The sequence below is a fragment of the Ignavibacteriales bacterium genome, from assembly GCA_026390575.1.
Classification (GTDB): Bacteria; Bacteroidota; Ignavibacteria; order UBA10030; family UBA10030; genus Fen-1298.
The window spans coordinates 85,208-103,111 of sequence record JAPLFR010000002.1 but is presented as its reverse complement, the minus strand read 5'-3'; the positions used below and the strand labels follow the sequence as shown (position 1 = coordinate 103,111).

At 43.6% G+C, this 17,904-nt stretch carries 19 protein-coding genes and 2 tRNA genes; 16 read left to right on the top strand and 5 right to left on the bottom strand.

The window, feature by feature from the left end; genetic code table 11:
• Position 1 precedes the first annotated feature (1 nt).
• Together NTX44_02585 and NTX44_02580 are read right to left on the bottom strand one after the other, a co-directional pair.
• On the bottom strand, positions 2-772 hold the full coding sequence (locus tag NTX44_02585) for a slipin family protein (protein MCX6120490.1): 771 nt from the start codon (positions 770-772) through the stop codon (positions 2-4).
• Between the two features lie 2 nt (positions 773-774).
• Positions 775-2,067: a nodulation protein NfeD gene (locus NTX44_02580; GenBank protein MCX6120489.1), complete on the bottom strand. Its 1,293-nt coding sequence runs from the start codon at positions 2,065-2,067 to the stop codon at positions 775-777.
• A gap of 633 nt (positions 2,068-2,700) precedes the next feature.
• On the opposite strand from NTX44_02580, the gene NTX44_02575 reads away from it, so the two are divergent.
• Positions 2,701-3,150: a heme-binding protein gene (locus NTX44_02575; GenBank protein MCX6120488.1), complete on the top strand. Its 450-nt coding sequence runs from the start codon at positions 2,701-2,703 to the stop codon at positions 3,148-3,150.
• 218 nt (positions 3,151-3,368) lie between these two features.
• On the opposite strand, the gene NTX44_02570 is transcribed toward NTX44_02575, so the two are convergent.
• Both NTX44_02570 and NTX44_02565 read right to left on the bottom strand, forming a co-directional pair.
• A tRNA-Ser gene (locus NTX44_02570) sits at positions 3,369-3,455 on the bottom strand.
• Between the two features lie 55 nt (positions 3,456-3,510).
• Positions 3,511-3,597, bottom strand: a tRNA-Ser gene (locus tag NTX44_02565).
• A gap of 132 nt (positions 3,598-3,729) precedes the next feature.
• On the opposite strand from NTX44_02565, the gene NTX44_02560 reads away from it, so the two are divergent.
• From NTX44_02560 to rho, 9 genes are all read left to right on the top strand, one after another.
• Positions 3,730-4,194 (top strand): peroxiredoxin, encoded by a 465-nt coding sequence (locus tag NTX44_02560; GenBank protein MCX6120487.1) that lies wholly within the window; start codon positions 3,730-3,732, stop codon positions 4,192-4,194.
• Between the two features lie 65 nt (positions 4,195-4,259).
• Positions 4,260-4,712, top strand: coding sequence for a thioredoxin-dependent thiol peroxidase (bcp, locus tag NTX44_02555; protein MCX6120486.1), 453 nt, complete (start codon positions 4,260-4,262; stop codon positions 4,710-4,712).
• Positions 4,713-4,729: 17 nt separating this feature from the next.
• On the top strand, positions 4,730-5,146 hold the full coding sequence (locus NTX44_02550) for a 6-carboxytetrahydropterin synthase (GenBank protein MCX6120485.1): 417 nt from the start codon (positions 4,730-4,732) through the stop codon (positions 5,144-5,146).
• A complete protein-coding gene (gene folE / locus NTX44_02545; GenBank protein ID MCX6120484.1) occupies positions 5,143-5,721 on the top strand; it encodes a GTP cyclohydrolase I FolE in 579 nt (192 codons plus the stop codon). The genes NTX44_02550 and folE overlap by 4 nt, the downstream gene beginning before the upstream one ends.
• 155 nt (positions 5,722-5,876) lie before the next feature.
• Positions 5,877-8,216 carry a tetratricopeptide repeat protein gene (locus tag NTX44_02540; protein ID MCX6120483.1) on the top strand — a complete coding sequence of 780 codons (2,340 nt, stop codon included), beginning with the start codon at positions 5,877-5,879 and terminating at the stop codon, positions 8,214-8,216.
• 13 nt (positions 8,217-8,229) lie between these two features.
• A complete protein-coding gene (locus NTX44_02535) occupies positions 8,230-9,000 on the top strand; it encodes a dihydroorotate dehydrogenase electron transfer subunit (GenBank protein MCX6120482.1) in 771 nt (256 codons plus the stop codon).
• A complete protein-coding gene (locus NTX44_02530; protein MCX6120481.1) occupies positions 8,997-9,965 on the top strand; it encodes a dihydroorotate dehydrogenase in 969 nt (322 codons plus the stop codon). Before NTX44_02535 ends, NTX44_02530 begins: the two co-directional genes overlap by 4 nt.
• 93 nt (positions 9,966-10,058) lie before the next feature.
• Entirely contained in the window at positions 10,059-11,309 is a 1,251-nt protein-coding gene (locus NTX44_02525) for a bifunctional folylpolyglutamate synthase/dihydrofolate synthase (protein MCX6120480.1), read from the top strand.
• Positions 11,310-11,503: 194 nt separating this feature from the next.
• On the top strand, positions 11,504-12,751 hold the full coding sequence (gene rho / locus NTX44_02520; protein MCX6120479.1) for a transcription termination factor Rho: 1,248 nt from the start codon (positions 11,504-11,506) through the stop codon (positions 12,749-12,751).
• A gap of 204 nt (positions 12,752-12,955) precedes the next feature.
• Here the strand turns inward: rho and NTX44_02515 are convergent, their stop codons facing one another.
• Positions 12,956-13,333, bottom strand: coding sequence for an aspartate 1-decarboxylase (locus tag NTX44_02515; protein MCX6120478.1), 378 nt, complete (start codon positions 13,331-13,333; stop codon positions 12,956-12,958).
• A gap of 151 nt (positions 13,334-13,484) precedes the next feature.
• On the opposite strand from NTX44_02515, the gene NTX44_02510 reads away from it, so the two are divergent.
• The 6 genes from NTX44_02510 (at position 13,485) to htpX (ending at position 17,904) form a co-directional block, all read left to right on the top strand.
• Positions 13,485-14,090: a LemA family protein gene (locus NTX44_02510; GenBank protein MCX6120477.1), complete on the top strand. Its 606-nt coding sequence runs from the start codon at positions 13,485-13,487 to the stop codon at positions 14,088-14,090.
• An 8-nt stretch (positions 14,091-14,098) separates the two neighbouring features.
• Complete coding sequence (locus tag NTX44_02505; protein MCX6120476.1) at positions 14,099-14,854, top strand: YgcG family protein; 756 nt, start codon at positions 14,099-14,101, stop codon at positions 14,852-14,854.
• Between the two features lie 29 nt (positions 14,855-14,883).
• A complete protein-coding gene (locus NTX44_02500) occupies positions 14,884-15,558 on the top strand; it encodes a response regulator (GenBank protein ID MCX6120475.1) in 675 nt (224 codons plus the stop codon).
• A 14-nt stretch (positions 15,559-15,572) separates the two neighbouring features.
• A complete protein-coding gene (locus NTX44_02495; GenBank protein ID MCX6120474.1) occupies positions 15,573-16,028 on the top strand; it encodes a TPM domain-containing protein in 456 nt (151 codons plus the stop codon).
• A 36-nt stretch (positions 16,029-16,064) separates the two neighbouring features.
• Positions 16,065-16,913, top strand: a complete 849-nt coding sequence (locus tag NTX44_02490) for a hypothetical protein (protein MCX6120473.1) — start codon at positions 16,065-16,067, stop codon at positions 16,911-16,913.
• 133 nt (positions 16,914-17,046) lie between these two features.
• On the top strand, positions 17,047-17,904 hold the full coding sequence (gene htpX / locus NTX44_02485; protein ID MCX6120472.1) for a zinc metalloprotease HtpX: 858 nt from the start codon (positions 17,047-17,049) through the stop codon (positions 17,902-17,904).

Sequence of the window (17,904 nt, the reverse complement as noted above, 5' to 3'; positions counted from 1 at the left end):
ATCATTTCTTAGGCTTATCAAGATTCATATTCATAAACGGCCTCAATAAATCGATAGGCACTGGGAAGATTGTCGTAGAATTATTTTCCGTAGCGATTTCACGAAGCGTTTGCAGGTAACGCAATGTCAGTGCGCTAGGTTGTTCGCTAAGGACTTTTGCTGCATCGGACAAGCGTTGTGATGCCTGGAATTCTCCTTCTGCTGCGATAACTTTCGAGCGGCGTTCACGTTCTGCTTCCGCCTGTTTTGCCATCGCTCGCTGCATCTCCTGCGGTAAATCGATCTGCTTCACTTCGACATTGGAAACCTTCACGCCCCAGGGCTCGGTATGGCTGTCGATAATTTGCTGGAGCTTTTGGTTGATCTTGTCGCGTTGCGAAAGAAGATCATCTAATTCAGACTGTCCCAACACACTTCGTAACGTTGTTTGTGATAGTTGTGACGTGGCAAATAAATAATTCTCAACCGAGACAACTGCTTTTTCTGGCTGCATCACGCGAAAATATACGACAGCATTCACTTTAAGCGAAACGTTGTCCTGTGTTATGATATCCTGCGGAGGAACATCCATAACGACTGTTCGCAGACTCACTCTTACCATTCTATCAATACCGGGCCATAACCAGACAAGTCCTGGTCCCTTTACTCCTAACAATCGTCCTAAACGGAATATGACACCGCGATCATATTCGCGTAAAATTTTTATTGAATTGACTGCGAGAAGAAAAAAGGCAAATACTAAAAGAAATATGTAAACAAATCCTGGTTCCATAGTCACTCCTTAGATGTTGTGGATGGTTCGACTAACAATTTTAATCCGTTGATTTTAACAACTCGTACGCGCTTGCCTTTTTGAATTGTCCCTGAGAGTGATTCTGCATTCCAGATCTCACCTTGGATACGGACAACACCTTCCGGCTTCAGTGTTTCGATAACATCTCCCATCTCTCCGTTCAATCCTTCAATACCCGTTGTCGGCTTTCGTCGTTGAGCTTTAATTCCTAATCCGAGGATGACGACAAAAAAGAAGGTGGTTATCAAGACCGATGCAACGATGACCGACCACGATAATTCCACAAACTCAAGAACACTTGATGTACGAATAAGCATAATTGATCCTATAAAAGTTGATACAGCCCCGCCGATTGCCAGCATGCCGTGGCTGATTATTTTTATCTCCAAGAGGAAGAGTATGATTCCAAAAATGATCAGTGCGAGTCCGGCATAGTTGATGGGGAGTGTATGCATGGAATAAAACGCAAGCACGAGACTAATCACGCCAACGATACCGGGAAAGATGGAACCCGGATTATACAACTCAAGTATTAGGCCGATCGTGCCGAGTTGAAAAAGAATGAGGGCGATATTCGGATTGCTTAAAAGATCCAATAACTTTTCGGCCCATCCCATCTCCATCTGTTCGATCCGCGCGCCTTTTGTATGGAGCGTTGTTGTTCCGGTGATGGTCTCAACTTGTTTGCCGTCAATTTGCGTAAGCAATTCGTCGACATTCTTCGCAATGAGATCAATAACATTTGTGTCGAGCGCCTCTGTTTCTGTAATAGCTTGGCTTTTCCGGACAGCATCTTCAGCCCACTTCAGGTTACGGTTTCGTTTTTCGGCGATCGTGCGGATAAATGCTGCGGCATCATTAGTGACTTTTTCACCCATCACCGAATCCATTTTCCCTTCCATTTCCACAGGATGGGCAGCGCCGATGTTTGTGCCTGGAGCCATCGCTGCAATGTGCGCCGCCATTGTAATAAAAACACCAGCCGAACCTGCATGCGCTCCGCCTGGAGCAACATAGACCACGATAGGAATTTTGGATTCCAGAATTGCACTCACAATGATACGTGTAGATGTAAGCAATCCGCCGGGTGTGTTAAGTTGGATGATGAGACACTCCGCGTTTTTTTCAGCAGATCTTTCGATGCCGCGTTCGATTAAAGCCGATGATGCCGGATTAATAGCACCATCAATTTTCAGCAAAACAACTTGTTGCGAAAAGATGACAGTAGGAAGGATAATAATGAAAATTGAAAGTATGAATAAACGGTGGAGCATTTTAATATTCCTCCATCCGGTGCAGGTGTTTGTCAAACTCGCGTTTTTTGAAGAAGATATATACCGTTGCCGGAATAAACTATAAGGGAAGACCTTTTTCAATCTCCTATTCGTTAGAAAGATAAGCAAAGAGCGGTCAAATAGCAAAAGGCTTTCATTTACTATGGTAATTGTTTAAATTCGTGACACATGGATAAAAAACAATCGAAACAACAGATAACGAGATTGATGAATTGGTTAATAAGTTGTATCGGTTGAGTGAGGAAGAGATAAAGATTGTGGAGGGAAAAGCGTAGAGTCCGATGATTACATCGGACGATTGCGGGTGAACAATCCGATCTGTGATCGGATTCTACAAATGAAAAGAGCGCCGAATTTACGAAGCGGTGTATAAGCTGTACGGGTTGACGGAGGAAGAGAGAAAGACTGTGGAGGGAAAATCCTTGTAGGGACGTATCGCCATACATCCCAACAAAAGCAAAAACCGTTACACCATAGTCATTCCGTCGTCTTTTTGGCGGATAAGCGGGCATCCAGACTTTGTGTAATTGAAAATATTATTGTAGAGCAAATAGAAATCTGTGATACCATAATCATACATAATTGTTGCATAAAAACATTGGAGTTAAAATAATGAATAACCCTCAGAAACGCATTGAACACCTTATTCAAAAGATGGAAGAGTTAATTCCTCTTTACATGAAGAAGGATGAAGATAAAGGTATATCGAATGGTAATGTTGCTATCTGCATCATTGATGAAGCAGGCGGAGTATTTGGAAAAGTGTTTATCCACAATAACAAAATACGAGCACGCGAATCATTTAGAGTCGCATGGATAAAGGCAAGCCAAGTATGGCTCACCGGAATGAAAACAGGAGAGTATGAAAAGAAAATTTATAATAATGAAATTGCCGAAGAAATTGCTGGAATAAGTAAGCCAGACTTCATTGGCTGGGAAGGTGGACAACCCATCATTTTAAAAGACGGAACAAAACTTTCTGTTGGATTTAGTGGGTTTACAGGAGTTACCGATCTGGAGATTGTTCTAAAAGCATTAGAGCAGATTGAAAAAGCATGTTGATGTGACGGCTGCCGCCACAGATCCAAGTTAGGAGAACCAATCCGAGCATGGGTGAAAAATGATGCGTTGGGGAAGAGATAAATATTGTGGAAGGAAAACCCTCGTAGGGATTTGATTTATCAAATCTCTGTGGAGGAGGACGTGATAAATCACGTCCCTACAAAAGCAAAAACCTAATAAAAAAGCCGATTCAAAAGAATCGGCTTTTGTGTTTTATGCGGAGAGAGTGGGATTCGAACCCACGGTACCCTTACGGATACACTACCTTTCCAGGGTAGCCAATTCAACCACTCTTGCATCTCTCCAATTAATCAAATATCCTAATCTATTATCTCATTTCCAAATTGTTGCTTGAAAAAGCGGAGAGGGAGGGATTCGAACCCTCGATAACCTTGCGGCTATTCCGGTTTTCGAGACCGGTCGATTCAACCACTCTCGCACCTCTCCGAGTTTGGTCTCTGAGATTCAAATATACAGAAAAAGCGTAATGAATTCAAAAGATGTGCCGATGAAACCTTTTACTTCGAAAGAATGTTCTTATCTCTGAAATCACGATAAAAGAAATAGGAGGATATCACTATGGCAATCAATGTAGGAAGTAAAGCACCAGAATTCACTTTATTTGACGCAGATAAGAAATCCCGTTCTCTCTCCGAGTTCCTCGGAAAGAAAGTTGTTCTCGCCTTTTTCCCCGGCGCGTTTACAGGAGTATGCACGAAAGAACTTTGTGCGTTCCGCGACGCGATGTCGAATTTTAACGATCTTCATGCGCAGGTCGTTGGAATCAGTGTGGATGCGCCGTTCGCAAATAAAGCATTTGCAACACAAAACAATCTACAGTTTCCGTTACTGAGTGATTACACGCGCGAAGTGAGCAAACAATACGGCGGCGTGCATGAAGATTTTGCCGGAATGAAAGGATACAGCGCTTCGAAACGTGCAGTATTCATCATTGACACGAACGGCACCGTGAAATATGCTTGGGTTTCGGAAAATCCAGGTGTGGAACCGGATTACACTGCGGTCACACAAGCGCTCAAGTGAAAAATCTTATAAATCTCTTTTGAATTTCAATCAGATTATCCCTATTCTATTACTAAGGAAAAATTATGCTCAAGATTGGTCAAAAGGCACCTGACTTCACTCTTGCGTCCGGCGAGGGAAAAACTCTGAACCTCAAAGATTTTGCTGGCAAGAAGATCGTTCTTTACTTCTATCCGAAAGATAATACTTCCGGCTGCACAAAGGAAGCATGCTCGTTTGAGAGTAATCTTAAGGTAATTAAGAAAAAAGGTGCAGTAGTCATCGGTGTGAGTGCGGATAGTGTTGACTCGCATATGAAGTTTGCTCAGAAGTATGGGTTAAGCTTTCCGTTACTCAGCGATGAGAAGAAAGAAATCGTCAAATCGTATGGTGTCTGGAAAGAAAAATCGATGTACGGCAAGAAATATTTTGGTATTGAACGTACAACCGTCGTAATCGATGAGAAGGGAATTGTCCGGCAGATCTTCAATAAGGTGAAGGTAGACGGCCACACCGATGAAGTGATTGCTGTACTATAAGAGGAGGACAATGATTTATGGCGAAGATGTATCTCACTCGGAGAGAAGTTTTTAGTGCGTCACACCGCCTTTGGAATCAAGAATTGTCTCATGAGCAGAATTTCGAATTGTACGACAAGTGCGCAAATCCACATGGCCATGGACATAATTTTATTCTTGAAGTGACTGTTGCTGGAAATGTGAAAGGCGATAGTGGATTTGCTGTTGATTTCAAAAAACTGAAGAACCTTGTACGAACAGAGATCATTGAAAAGGTTGATCATAAACATTTAAATTATGATGTCGATTTCTTACAGGGTATCATCCCAACGGCGGAGAACATCGTCCGTGCGTTTTGGCGCGTACTGGAATCGAAAAACGGCGAAGCGATACTCTATGCCATTCGCCTGCATGAAACAGAAAATAATATGGTAGAATATCGAGGTGAAGAATGACGACTGGACACAGCGGTCGGAAAGAAACGCTCATCAAAGAGTTTCTTATAGAACTCGGTGAGGATCCACAACGAGAAGGGTTGTTGAAAACTCCGGATCGTGTAGCGCGGATGTACGAATTTTTGACGAAAGGATATCAACAAGACATTGGCGAAGTAATGAATGGCGCGGTCTTTGAGGAAAAATACAGCGAAATGGTCATCGTGAAAGATATCGATTTCTTCTCTCTGTGCGAGCATCACCTCGTTCCATTCTTTGGTAAGTGCCATATCGCATACATTCCCAATGGCCGCATTGTTGGCCTGAGCAAAATGCCGCGGATTGTAGAAGTGTTTGCACGGCGCCTTCAAGTTCAAGAGCGGATGACGCAACAGATTGCTGATACGCTGTATCAGCATCTCAATCCGATGGGCGTTGCTGTCGTAATGGAAGCACAACATTTGTGCATGATTATGCGCGGTGTCGAGAAACTCAATTCCACTGCGACGACGAGTGCAATGCTCGGCGCGTTTCGAAATGATGTGAAGACACGGAGCGAATTTCTCACATTGATCAACAGGAATTCAAAAAGCTAATGGAGGCAAAATAATTCTTTATTGCTACTGTGCAGTCTCGACGTGCTTTATTGTATGACGACGTTTTAAGGATATTTTCAAGAAGCGGTTCTTGAGTCCGCACGACGTGTTGCTGCATCTTGATACACTGATCACCATTTAATATATTGATAGCAATGAAGAAACACCTACACTACGTCCGATTATGCCTGGCCGTCTTTTTTCTTGTAATGGCATTCTTCTGTAACGGCTGTTCTATTGGCAATACTATTTCGTTGGGGTACGAAAACATGGTTACGTACTTTAATGGATACTATAATGCAAAAAAATTGTTCAGTGATGCAGAAGAGGAAATCACAACAGCAGCTCTTCAGGCGCGGGGAAAAGAAGTTCCTGCTGCGCAAGCTAATCAGATTCCTGCAACAGCAAAACAGAAGCTTGGACAGGTTATTGATAAATGTTCCTATATTCTTGCATTTCATTCTACCAGCAGTTTAGTCGATAATTCACTCCTGCTTATTGGAAAATCCTTTTTCTATCAAGCGGAATACCTCAAGGCAGAACGAAAATTTGCCGAATTGCTAGCGCAATTTCCAAACAGTTCGCTGGCGTTAGAAGCACAGCTTTGGTACGCGCGATCGGCAGAGAAATTGGGAAAATTGAATGATGGCGTTCGTGAGAGTGATGCAGTGATACTTGCTGCTCAGACGAGCAATGAAAATGAAATAGAAACTCAAGGACACGTACTGCTCGGTGTACTTTATCGCCGGATGAACCAAACGGATAAATCAATTGCCGAGTACGAAAAAGCGATCTCCATTGCAAATAGTAATGCTGACAAATGTGATGCGCTGAGAAGTGTGGGAGATATTTATTTTACAGATGGTCAATATAAAAAGGCGGTAGAAGTGTATCTCCGAACTGAAGAATACACTTCTGATATTTATTTAAACTATTACAGCAAATTGCAAGCGTCAATCGCCTATCGTACAATGGGAGAGCAGAACAAAGGGTTGGCTCTGGTTAATTCCATGATTGATGATTTCCGTAATAAGGAATATTTGGCGGCTTTACTCTTTGAGCGAGCGAATAACTATGCCGCAAGCGGAAGACGAGCCGATGCAATTGCCGAATATATTTATGTGGACACGACGTACGCTCGCACCGAGTACGCTGTACGTTCTGCATATCAACTCGGATCAATGTTCGAGAAGGAGATTGGTAATTACCAGCAAGCGCTGAAATATTATTCAGAAGTGAACGCTGCAACAGGACCAAGCGTTATAGCAGAGGGGCGTAGAAAATTTATAGCGCTCACCCGCTATTTTGATGCATGGCATCGATTGAATACAGCGGATAGTTTGTTATTCGTTCTCAGTGATACTACGCACAAAATAGTTCTCGACACGCTCAATACCATAGCTGCTGATTCAACACATCGAAAAGTTACACGCGTTGATTCGCTCTCTGTAATTTCCCATATCGATTCCCTTAAGACAAAGAATGTTGTCTCAGATACAACAAAGCGGAAACCCGTACAAGTTGTTGTCCAGCCTGTGCTCCCAAGCGCTGACTCGCTTCGTATACTCAAGTCTATTGCTGCGCAGGAGCTAGGTGATATATTCTATTCAGAAGTTGTGGTGCCGGATTCAGCATTCACTTGGTATAATCAGTCTCTTGTATGGAGTTATAATCATTCCCGCAGTCCGCGTATTCTTTACATACTTGCAGAGCTTTCTAGAATTAATCCGGAAAAGAAACTCCCTGCACCAGAAGAATACCATTTGCGTCTTGATCGCGATTTTCCTGAGTCGATTTATGCAGATGAAGCGCGTCGATTCCTTCGAAAAACAAATTCAACGGTGAAAACGGATTCTGCCTCGGAATACTATGCACGATCCGAAAAACAAGTTGATGCTCAACTATACGAAAAAGCAATTGAAACACTCCGTTCTATTATACAATTATTTCCAAAATCACCATTTGCAGCTAAGAGTGAATATGCGATTGGATGGATCATGGAAAATCGTCTTGCACAACCGGATAGTGCGATAATACAATACAAGCGGGTAATAAATGATCACAAAGGCACAATGTATGCGCTTGCTGCGTCAAAACGATCCTTAGAAGTTCAGCAATCTGATACGATAAAGATTGATACAATGAAAACGAAAAATAACCCACAAATCATAAAATCGTTCAGTTCAGACAGTATTCAGAAAAACGCAGCGAGATTTGAAAAGGATACAGTGAAACATCTGCCGATGTCTCCGCCACAAAAATCGTTTGGTCCAGACAGTGTTCAAAGAAATACAACGAGATTTGAAAAGGATACAGTGAAACATCTGCCGATGTCTCCGCCACAAAAATCGTTTGGTCCAGACAGTGTTCAAAGAAATACAATGAGATTTGAAAAGGATACAGTGAAACATCAGCCGATTTTTCCGCGAATCGATAAAGAGAATGAACAAAGGAAAAACCCTGTGCTGAAACCGGACTCTCTCGACAAGGAATAGAATTTCAGTGAGTATGATAGTTCAACAATTATCCCCAGTGCAATCTTGTCGTGAAGTTGCCGCGAAGACATTTCTCTTCCGATTCAAATCGCCAGAAATTGCCGCTTCAGCGCAACCCGGACAATTTGTCAACATACTTGCCGCTGAAACTGGAGAAGGACCGTTCTTGCGAAGGCCGTTTAGCATCTCTCGTATTGAGGATGACATCCTTGAAATAATTTTTCACGTTGTTGGAATTGGCACAAATCTGCTTTCTCGGAAACACCTTGGAGATTGGGTTGATATTGTAGGTCCGCTTGGCGAGCCGTTCCATGGGAACGCCGAGTATGACACTGCACTGCTTGTTGCGGGTGGAATCGGTGTAGCACCGTTTCCTTTTCTGACAGACGAATTGTTGAAACGGGGCAAGCGAATTGAGACATTTATAGGATACAGAAATACAGAACAGGTTTTTACTGAGCACCTGCAAAATGTCCGCATAGCGACGGATGACGGCAGCAATGGATTTCATGGAAATGTCGTCCAACTTCTTGAGTCATCTCTTGTTCAAAACAATTTTGGCAAAGCGAAAATATTTGCCTGCGGTCCAACAGTCATGTTGAAGGCACTTACAGAACTTGCTCGTTGTAAGAACATCTGCTGTGAAATGTCGCTGGAAGGACAGATGGCTTGTGGTTTCGGTATTTGTCAAGGTTGTGCAGTAGAACGGACAGAAGGACCTGCAAAATATGCACTCGTCTGTAAAGATGGACCCGCATTTCTTTCAACGGAAGTGAATTTATGACAACGTCCTCACCGGCGAGCGGAATAAAAACATCGTTCACACTTTGTGGTGTGGAATTCAAGAACCGCGTGTTTGTCGCTTCTGGCACGTTTGGATATGGTGATGAAGTTCGCGATTTGGTAGATGTGAATCAGTTAGGTGGAATCTTTACTAAGTCGCTTTCATGGAAACCACGTTCCGGCAATCCTCCGCAGCGCATTACTGAAACGGCAAGCGGCATGCTCAACTCAATCGGACTTGCTAATATCGGTGTCCAATCGTTTATCGAGCAGAGACTTCCTTACCTCCGCACACTCAATACTCGCATTCTTGTGAACATTGCTGCAAGCTCGCTTAAAGAATTCTGTGATGTTCTGAGCGTGCTGGAAGAACAAGTTGGAATTTCGGGTTATGAAATCAATGTTTCGTGCCCGAATGTTAAAGAAGGCGGAATGAGCTTCGGAACCGACTGTAACATGACGGCGGAAATCACTTCACATCTTCGCAAATTAACGACCAAACCGCTCATTCTTAAGTTGACACCAAATGTAACACATATTTCAGAATTTGCACGCGCCGCGGAGTCGGCAGGAGCGGACGCTGTTTCTGTAATGAATACACTCATCGGAATGGCGGTTGACATTAAAACACGCAAACCAAAACTTTCCACCGTCACTGGCGGTCTCTCTGGACCAGCTATTAAACCGGTTGCACTGGCGAAGGTTTATGAAGTTGCCCAGGCAGTAAAAATTCCGGTATTTGGCATCGGCGGAATTGCCAGTACCGAAGATGCAATTGAATTCCTGCTCGTGGGGGCAACTGCGGTGCAAATCGGTACAATGAACTTTATCGATCCCGCAATTTCCGTAAAGATCGCAAAAGGATTGGAAAATTATGCCCGTGAAAATAACATTTCGGACATCAGCACACTGGTTGGTGCGCTTGATGCCGATATTAAGTTTTCGGTCCTTCAATCGTGGATGTGAAATACCAGAAAATCGCATTACTTATTTCCGCGTAACATTACGTTGACGTACACTGCATCTATCAGATTTCTTTACGGTCTCCAGAAGTTTGGAATGAAATTCGGATTGCATGGAATCCGAACATTACTTACTTCTCTTGATCATCCGGAAAAACAATTTTCTTCAATCCACGTTGCCGGTACGAACGGTAAAGGATCTACCGCTTCGATGATAGCTTCAATATTTACGGCAGCAGGCTACAAAACAGGACTTTACACTTCGCCGCATATTGTCAGGTTTAATGAAAGAATAAGAGTCAACGGAAAAGCAATCTCTTCGCGAGCAGCAGCGCGGCTCGCAACTGCAATTCGTTCTCAGGTAGAAAAGAAACACTATACTTTTTTTGAAGCGGTGACTGCAATGGCATTCAAATACTTTGCCGAATCTCATGTGGATATCGCTGTTGTGGAAACCGGTTTGGGCGGCAGATTAGATGCAACAAATACTCTTCTGCCGTTAGTTTCTGTCATTACAACTATCGGTTTGGAACACACACAGATTCTCGGTACGAGTCTGGAAAAGATTGCTTTCGAAAAAGGAGGAATTGTCAAGAAAGGAGTTCCCTGCATTACAGGCGTGAAATCGCAGAAAGCAGTTCAAGTTCTTAGTGATATCTGTATCAAAAAAAAATCGCAATTCATTCGTGTCCGCCCGAATAGAGTTCTTATTCATCAATCCTCTCTCGATGGACTTTTGGTGGATTGTGATGTAGCGGGGAAAAATTTTAAAAATGTGCGCATATCGCTGGCAGGCATGCATCAAGCAATGAATGCGCTTCTTGCTCTTCATGCAGTCACCGTTGCTGTTCAGCGAAGTAATTTTACGGTTGATGAAAAGGCAATTCGTGAAGGATTGGCGGATATCAAACGGTTTTCAGGAATTCAAGCACGCCTGTCGGTTGTTCAGAGAAATCCTCTTGTCCTTGCCGATGTTGCGCATAACCCGGAAGCGGTGCGCGTACTGTGTGCGTCACTGAAAAGATTACACCTTGGAAAAATTCATATTGTTTTTGGTTTGATGCAAGATAAGAATTATCTGACTATTATCTCAGAGCTTCGGCAGATTGCAAAAAGTGTTTTCATAGTAGAAGCGCAGACAGAACGATCACGAAGTACCGCTGAGATAGCTCGGGAAATTCGCCGAGTCGGATTGTCTGTGAAGGAATTTCATACTGTTGCCGATGGCGTTGCATCGGCACTGAGCCAGCGTGATGGCGCGCCAATACTGATAACAGGTTCTCACTTTGTCATTGGTGAGGCGGTCGCGTTCCTCAATAAGGAAAAATACTTGACAATAAACCAATAATCGAGTATCATAGAAGTGCAAGTTGGTAGAGAAATATTCATTTCCTATATACCCAACCAAGGTTACTTCAAGAAATTTTGTTCCGATCTAATTATTTATAAAAAATATTGTACTCGCATTTTATCATACGATCATCAAATATATTTTCTCTTCTCATTCTATCAAACTAACATCGAGGTATACTTTCCATGCCAATGGACATCACAGAATTAAAAACTAAAAAAATTGCCGAGTTGAACGCGATTGCCAAAGAGCTCAACATCACTGGCTATAGCGATCTTCGCAAACAGGATCTCATTTTTAAAATTCTCGAAGCACAGACCCAAAAAGATGGGTTGGGGTTTAGTAAAGGTGTGCTCGAGGTGCTGCCAGATGGATACGGATTTCTCCGCTCGGTTGATTATAATTATTTGCCGTCACCTGACGATATCTATGTGTCGCCTTCGCAGATTAAGAAATTTGGATTGCGTACGGGCGATACAGTGAGTGGTCAAGTCCGCCCACCGAAGGAAGGCGAACGGTTTTTTGCGCTGCTTCGTGTTGAGGCTGTGAATGATGATCATCCGGATTTGATTCGTGAACGCGTCTTGTTTGAGAATCTGACACCGATGTATCCGGCACAGAGAATAAAGTTGGAAACCATTCCCGGCGAATATGCGATGCGCATTCTCGATTTGCTTGCGCCGGTGGGAAAGGGCCAGCGTGGCATGATCGTATCTCCTCCAAAAGCTGGGAAGACGATCCTTCTCCAAAAGATGGCAAACAGCATCACCCGCAATCATCCGGAAGTGAAACTCATTGTTTTGCTGATCGACGAGCGACCGGAAGAAGTAACGGACATGGAACGTTCGGTCAGCGCAGAAGTAGTAAGTTCCACATTTGATGAACCGCCAGAGCGGCACGTGCAAGTTGCGGATATGGTATTGGATAAAGCAAAGCGGTTAGTTGAGGCAAAAAAGGATGTTGTTATTCTTCTCGACAGCATTACACGCCTGGCACGCGCACACAACACGGTTGTTCCGCATAGCGGCAAGATTCTTTCCGGCGGTGTTGATGCAAATGCATTGCATCGTCCAAAACGATTCTTTGGTGCTGCGCGAAATATTGAAGAAGGCGGAAGTCTTACTATTATTGCCACTGCGCTGGTGGAAACCGGCAGTCGTATGGATGAAGTAATCTTTGAAGAATTCAAAGGCACCGGCAACATGGAAATTGTACTGGATCGCGGTTTAAGTGATAAACGTATTTTCCCAGCGATTAATGTGAATCGGTCTGGCACACGCAAGGAAGAAATACTGTTCGAACCTGATGATTTGAATCGTGTCTGGATTCTTCGCAAGTTCTTGAGTGATTTAGAACCAAATGAAGCAATGGAACTCTTGCTTGATAAAATGCGAGGTACAAAAACAAACAAAGAATTCCTCAAGGTGATGAATAGCTAACTGAATCGAGCCACGATGATCGAAAGAAATTCGTGGCTCTGTTGTTTTTGGGGAGACTGGTAATTTTTTCGGATTGAAGGAAAGAACTTTATGGTGTTCTTCCTTAAGATGCAGTAGCAATTTTTATCAGATATACTTTTTGAAAGAAAAGCTAAAAACGTAACTCCTCAATCATCACTGCTCATGGAACACTGTTCCATTGATTTAACATCCATCTGCATCCCGCATCTCGGACTTTTCTTTGAGATATTTTATAAATTGATTCTTACGATCAACAAGAATGTTGACAGGTTTCTTAGGGCGGTCAGAAATCTGAAACGACATAATGATTACTTCATCGCCTTTGTGCATAAGGTGAGCGGCTGCGCCATTGATGCCGATGACACCGGAGTCTTTCTTTCCCTTGATGACGTAAGTCTCGAGCCGTTGGCCGTTGGTATTATCAACGACGAGCACTTTTTCGTACTCACACAAATCGGCCAGCTTCATTAATCGTTCATCGATTGTAATAGAACCAACGTAATGAAGATTTGCGTTTGTGATTGTTGCTTTATGGATTTTTGAATGAAGATAAATCCGCATAGATACATTCCTGTTCCATTGTTCCCTGCAAAGTACTCACAAGTCATTGAATTTGCAAAGGTCTTGGATCATCATTTGGCTTTGTTGTTTTTGGCACGAAGATTTGGTACAATAACATACAATTTAATCGAAAAAATATGAGGAGAATAAAATGAGTAAAGGATTGATTATCACGTTATCGATTCTTGGCGGTTTGCTATTGGTTATCTTTTTAACAATTGGCTGGGGTGTTGGTGTCTATAACAAAATTGTCAGCGCAGATGAAGGCGTGAAAAATGGTTGGAGCCAAGTCGAGAACCAATACCAGCGTCGTTACGATCTGATACCGAATCTTGTTGAAACAGTGAAAGGGTATGCAAAGCAGGAAAAAGACGTGCTTATTGGTGTAACGGAAGCACGCGCCAGTGTTGGCCAAATGAAAGTGACACCAGAAGTTTTGCGCGATCCCCAGGCATTTCAGCATTTCCAACAGGCACAAGACGGATTAGGTGCGGCATTGTCGCGCTTGATGGTTATTGTAGAAAAATATCCTGATTTAAAATCCAATCAAAATTTTCTTGAACTCCAGTCGCAATTGGAAGGCACCGAAAATCGCATCGCGGTAGAGCGCCGCCGTTTTAACGAAACAGTGCAGGAATTTAATGTCATGATTCGCCGGTTCCCCGCATCGATGATAGCGGGTTTTGGCGGATTCCGTGAAGCACAATATTTTAAATCCATTGCAGGGTCTGAAAAGGCACCGCAAGTAAAATTCTGAGTATCCCTATGAAAAATTTTCGCTGGGTTGTTCTTGTTCTTTTGATCGTTATATGCAGTGCATTTGCTGCTGCAGAAACGAAAATCCCGAAGCTTGAACAACGTGTTTCAGACTTCACAAACACACTGAGCTTTCAGGAATGGCAGCAGTTGGATCAATTGCTGAAAAGCTTTGAGGATTCAACCTCTACGCAGGTTGTTGTTCTCATGATTCGTTCGCTCGAAGGCGAGAGTATTGAAGAGTATGCCAATAAAACTTTTACAGAAAACAAGATTGGTCAAGCGAAGAAGGATAATGGCGTGCTGCTTCTCATTGCAAAACAAGATCATGCAATGAGAATAGAAGTAGGCTATGGATTGGAAGGCGTGCTCACTGATGCTATAACATCGCAGATCATCCGCCAGGAAATTACTCCGTACTTTAAAGCTGATAATTATTTCGGCGGCATCGTCACCGGTGTTGATGCGATTATGCGCGCAACCGCCGGCGAGTATCATGCAGACAATAAAGGGAAAAGAGCACCTGCCGCATCAGCTGGACTTGTGACATTAGTCATCCTCTTTGTTATCTTCGTTCTCATGCCGATGATGACGTCACGGCGACGATCGATTATCGGTTCAGGCGGTCATAGCTATTTTTCCGGTTGGGGCTATGGTGGCGGTTTTGGCAGTGGCGGATTTGGTGGAGGTGGATTTGGCGGCGGCGGTGGATTTAGCGGCGGTGGTGGAATGTCTGGCGGCGGCGGTGCCTCCGGCAGCTGGTAATGAAGAGCGGGAAGTAGAGTGAGTGCCATATGAGTAACGAAAAAATACGAGTACTCTATGTGAACGGGACCGAGCAAGATGTTCAATCTATGAGCGAACGTCTTTCAAAATTTGAGGGTGCACGTTTTGATATTATTTGGCAGCCAAGTGCTGAAAAGGCGATACTATTTCTTGAGGAACAAAACGCTGTCGATGTGATCGTGACCGAAGACGTTCTGCAGGGAATGAGCGGCGTAGAATTCACTCACAAGTTGAAGGACTTGAAATACGACATTCCTGTTGTGTTTCTTACAACGAGCAAAGATGTGAATTTTGCAGTTGAAGTGATGCGGATGGGTGTGAAAGACTATTTGCTGAAAGAAGATGTTGTCACACACGTTTTTCCGCAAACACTTCTCAGGGTCGTAGAGAAGGGATATCTGAAGCAAGAACAGGATAAATTGGAAATGAAGCGAAAACGCTTGGAAGCAATGCAGGAAATTGTTGTAAGTATTTCCGATAAGATCAGTGAACCACTTGAAGATATGAATAAGATCGTCAGTGAACTTGAACAGAATTCGTTACCTGAAAAAGCTGTGAAATACTTAAAACTGATCAAAGACAATGTGGAACGGATGCAGTTGAAGCTCGAAAAACTTCGGAATTTGAAAGAAGATAAAACAGTAAAGTACATTAGAGATATTAAAATGATTGACTTATCGTAGCGGAGTAGCACCGCATGAAAAACCTTGTAAAGCACATGTTCACAAAAGAAGACCTTTCTGCAATTGCATCGGCAATAGGTGAGGCGGAAAAAACAACAGCTGGAGAAATTCGTGTCAGCATCCGCCAGAAGCGGAAGTGGCGGGAAAGAAAACTTACCATCGAAGAAATGGCACGTCAAGAATTTCGTGTATTGGGCATGACAAAGACAAAGGACCGTACGGGTATCCTGATCTTTCTCTTACTGGAAGATAAAAAATTCTTTATCCTCGCTGATAATGGAATTCACTCAAAGGTTGAAAATGGTACGTGGGACATGATTGCAAATGAAATGTCGAATCATTTCTCTCAGAAAAAATTTCGCCTTGGCATTATTCACGGAGTCCATTCAGTTGGTGTGGAACTTTCAAAATTCTTTCCAAGAAAATCCGACGATACAAATGAGCTGCCTAATGATGTGCATGTGCAGTAAAACTTTAGAAGTTCATAGATCTTCTTTTTTACGGCAATGAAGTTCAAAGCTGCCATAGCGCAAATTGACTGTCGTGTCGGAGCGTTCGAACATAACCTCAATCGCCATCTTGAATTTATTGATCACGCCATCGCCGAAGGAGCGAAGCTTGTCCTCTTCCCGGAACTAAGTCTTACAGGTTATACTCTGCGGGATTTAGCATGGGATGTCGCCATGAATCCTTTTCAAAATAAAATCATTGCTCCATTACTTGAAAGAAGCCGCAAGATTTCCATTGCTGCCGGATTTGTTGAAAGCGGTACACATTATGGTATCTACAACAGCGCAATGTTTTTAGAAGATGGGGAAATCAAACACATTCATCGCAAGATCTATCCGCCGACATACGGAATGTTTGAAGAAGGCAGATACTTTGGTTTCGGAAAGACTGTTACAGCGTTCGATTCAAAACTTGGCCGTCTCGGCATGCTCGTTTGTGAAGACCTTTGGCATGTATCACTGCCGTACTTGCTGGCACTTGATGGAGCGGAAGCGATTCTCTGCTTGACCGCAAGCCCGACACGGCTTTCCGGCGAAGGAACGCAGTTTGATAATCAAGTAGTGAATTATGAACATCACCGCACATTTGCGCGGCTGCTCAATATTTACATCCTGTTCAGCAACAGAGTTGGATTTGAAGACGGTGTGAACTTCTGGGGCGGTTCCAACATTACATCCCCCGGCGGAGAGATGATATCCAGCGCGAAGCTGCAGGAAGAATGCCTGATCTACGCCGAACTTGATTCCAACGATGTGCAGCGCGCAAGACGATTTTCGCGGCACTTCCTCGATGAGCGACCGGAATTGGTACTTGAAACGCTTCGCCGCCAGCTAAAAAGAAAGTAGAAACATCCTTAGAATTTCGTTCGCATTCATAAAATTTCCTCTCTTCTTCTTCCATTGCTCAAGTTGAAACTCCGCACACTTTTTCGTAGATTTCAATGATTCACTCTGAAAATGTTTTGAAAGGACACTGAAAATGACAAATTCACTAAAAACGATTCTGCTGATGGCTCTTATGATGGGCTTGCTGCTGTTCCTTGGAGATTGGCTTGGCGGCGAACAAGGTCTGGTTATGGCATTTATATTCTCATTGCTGATGAACTTTGGTATGTATTGGTTTTCCAGTAAGATTGTGTTGATGACGTACGGTGCAAGAGAAGTGACGGAAGCGGAGGCACCACGCCTGACCGGCATTGTGCATCGTCTTGCCGCACAAGCGCAATTGCCAATGCCGAAGGTGTACATTATTCCCGGTGATTCGCCAAACGCATTTGCGACCGGACGCAATCCGGAACATGCTGCCGTTGCGGCAACTGAGGGAATTCTCCGCATACTTTCTGATGATGAATTGGAGGGTGTGATTGCGCATGAGCTGGCACACGTGAAACATCGGGATATTTTGATTGCGACGCTTGTAGCGACGATGGCTGGAACGATTACCTTTGTTGCTCGCATGGCGATGTACGCTTCATTCTTCGGCGGTGGAAGCAGGGACCGGGAGGATTCTAATCCCATCGGTCAAATTCTTCTTATCATTCTTGCACCTATCGCGGCAATGCTTATTCAATTTGCCGTATCACGTTCGCGGGAATTTGCCGCAGATGAAGGGGGCGCACAAATTTGTCAACGGCCATTGAGTCTTGCCAACGCGTTGCGTAAACTTGAGAAAGGCGTAGAACAAATTCCGATGCAAAATGCAGGCACAGCAACTGCGCACATGTTTATCGTCAATCCATTGTTCGGCGGTGGAATTACTAAGTTGTTTTCCACGCATCCACCGACGGAAGAACGCATCGCGCGGCTTGAACAACTCGCAATGGGCGGTATTCGCTAA